At 54.0% G+C, this 980-nt stretch carries 1 protein-coding gene; it reads left to right on the top strand.

What is annotated here, in order from left to right:
* The first annotated feature begins 532 nt into the window (after window positions 1-532).
* Window positions 533-970 carry a hypothetical protein gene (locus HMPREF3098_RS00640; protein WP_070433613.1) on the top strand — a complete coding sequence of 146 codons (438 nt, stop codon included), beginning with the start codon at window positions 533-535 and terminating at the stop codon, window positions 968-970.
* The last annotated feature ends 10 nt before the right edge of the window (window positions 971-980 follow it).

Here is a 980-nt window from a genome sequence, read left to right as displayed (position 1 = left end):
GGCCCACCGGTTCCGAAGTACTAATGCCCAGGTAGGGACATGGCAACACTTGGCCAGGCCGGTGCGGGGCAAGAGGTTCCTTCGTGGGACTCTTTCACCGTCCATCCGGTGGTTAGATAGTTTTCGCCAGTACCTTGTGCACCCACTGAAGCGCCGTATGGATCAGTGAATGCAAATACCCCCGCGCTGAAATGGGGGTTTCAGTAAGCGTTCTGACCTCGGCCTACACGACCCCTTCAGATAGCTATCCCGTGACGAAGTGCCTACCCCAAGTCAAGCGGATTCTCGACCAGCGCAGCAATGGATTCCAACCCTACGCCACTGAAGTTCGGTGTTCCTACCCGAAGCGGTAACAGGGGTGTTGCGCGCCTAGAGCAGAGAAATGTGGAATTCCACTGCAATGGGCTCGTGGATACAACCTTCATCGGGCACACTGTAGGGACAATTGTTGCTAATGGGGAAACCTTTCACGCAGCGGTGAATACCGATGTGTTCCGGAACCGGTGCAGAGTCTAAGAGGGAGTGAGACATCTTGTCGAACAATGCTCAGGTTCTTGTTCTTTTCGCTCGACATAATGAGACATTTGAGGAAGACTTCGTGGGTGTGGCCCTCACCCGTGAACAGGAAAAGGCCATGGGAAAGCATGTTGATTCCGATACCGTCACGTGCTGGACGGAGCGGGTTACGCTGCAGGGCTGGGAAGGGGAATTGAATGAGTGCAACTTCCCTCAGCCTGTCTACCTCCTGTTTGAAGATGGGGTTGGACAAGGTCAGAAGCGTAAAAAAGAGGATTTCGATCCTGAGATTCTAGGAGCGTTCGCTTCCCGTGCAGGCGCTGAGGTGGCGGTTGATGTTTTACGACAGAACCAGGGGAGCTTAAAACCAAGACGCTACTATATCTGGGAGTTGCAGTTCGGTTGGCTCGCAGAACCATACAGGCACAGTGGCCCACCGGTTCCGAAGTACTAATGCCCAGGTA

Source organism: Corynebacterium sp. HMSC28B08, from assembly GCF_001806865.1.
Lineage (GTDB): Bacteria > Actinomycetota > Actinomycetes > Mycobacteriales > Mycobacteriaceae > Corynebacterium > Corynebacterium auriscanis.
Note: the sequence above shows the minus strand (reverse complement) of the source record. Positions and strands in the feature narration are given on the sequence as shown.